The sequence below is a fragment of the Desulforamulus profundi genome (assembly GCF_002607855.1).
In genome coordinates this window covers 1-1,288 of the sequence record NZ_AWQQ01000135.1, presented here as the reverse complement: position 1 = coordinate 1,288, position 1,288 = coordinate 1, and the positions used below count along the sequence as shown (strand labels likewise).

At 53.2% G+C, this 1,288-nt stretch carries 2 protein-coding genes and 1 pseudogene; all 3 read left to right on the top strand.

Annotated elements, in window-relative coordinates; all coding sequences use genetic code 11:
- Positions 1-528: pseudogene (locus P378_RS17365) on the top strand (M24 family metallopeptidase); the annotation flags it as partial.
- A gap of 27 nt (positions 529-555) precedes the next feature.
- Positions 556-1,113, top strand: a complete 558-nt coding sequence (efp, locus tag P378_RS17360; RefSeq protein ID WP_099084089.1) for an elongation factor P — start codon at positions 556-558, stop codon at positions 1,111-1,113.
- Positions 1,114-1,194: 81 nt separating this feature from the next.
- Positions 1,195-1,288: CD1247 N-terminal domain-containing protein (locus P378_RS22460; protein WP_338013954.1), on the top strand; the 94-nt coding region annotated here is incomplete at its 3' end.

The window sequence follows — 1,288 nt, the reverse complement described above, 5'->3', positions numbered from 1 at the left end:
TCGCCTTTGAAACCATCATGGCCTCCGGCCTCCGCTCCGCCTTGCCCCATGGGGTGGCCAGCGACCGGCAGCTGCAGTTTGGCGACCTGTTAACCATGGACTTCGGCGCCGTATACCAGGGCTACAATTCGGATATGACCGCACCGTTGTGCTGGGGGAACCGGATGAGAAGCAGCAGGAGATTTACAGCATCGTGCTGGCAGCCCAGTTGGCCGGGCTGGCCGCGGTGCGAGAGGGTGTCACGGCCAGAGAAGTGGACGAAGCGGCCCGTCAGGTCATTACCGACCGGGGCTATGGAGAGTACTTCGGACACGGCACCGGTCACGGTGTGGGATTGGCCATTCATGAAAGGCCAAGGGTAGCCGCCAAAGATGAAACTGTACTAAAAGCAGGTATGGTGGTGACCGTGGAACCTGGCATTTACCTGCCGGCTGGGGCGGGGTGCGCATAGAGGATAGTGTGCTGGTCACCGGAGAGGGCTGTGAGATACTGACCTCTTCACCGAAACATGAGTTATTAAAACTTTAAATTTACTATTTTAGGAGGGCGATTCAGTTGATTTCTACCAGCGATTTCAGGACCGGTTTAACGGTTGAGATTGACAACGATGTTTATCAAATTATTGAATTCCAGCATGTAAAACCAGGTAAAGGTGCTGCTTTCGTACGCACCAAAATGAGAAACATGCGTACCGGGGCGGTCATTGAAAGAACCTTCAACCCCAATGAAAAATTAAACCCCGCCAGGGTTGAACGCCAAGAAGTGCAGTACCTGTACAACGACGGTGAGAATTACAACGTCATGAACACGGAAACCTTCGACCAGTTTACTGTTTCCAAAGCAGACATGGGCGATGCCGTCAAGTGGCTGAAAGAAAACATGAACCTGACCATTGCCAGCTATAATGGAAACATTATCGGTGTGGACCTGCCCAATGTCGTTGAACTGGAAGTTGTGGAGACCGCCCCCGGCATCAAGGGCGACACTGCCTCCGGCGGCGGCAAACCGGCTACCCTGGAAACCGGCGCTGTTATTAACGTGCCTTTCTTCGTCAACGTGGGCGATGTGCTGCAGGTTGACACCCGCACTGGCAACTACATCAAGCGGGTATAAGTTCCATAACAGGTTTAAAACCCCCTGGATTGAGGAATAATACTGTAGTGTTACTACGGTAAAGTCAAAGGGGGTTTTTGCATGGATTGTTTGAAGTCGAAGGTGGCCTACCTACAGGGCCTGGCGGACGGCATCGACTTGCCGGTGGAAAGCAAAGAGGGCCGGTTGCTCAACG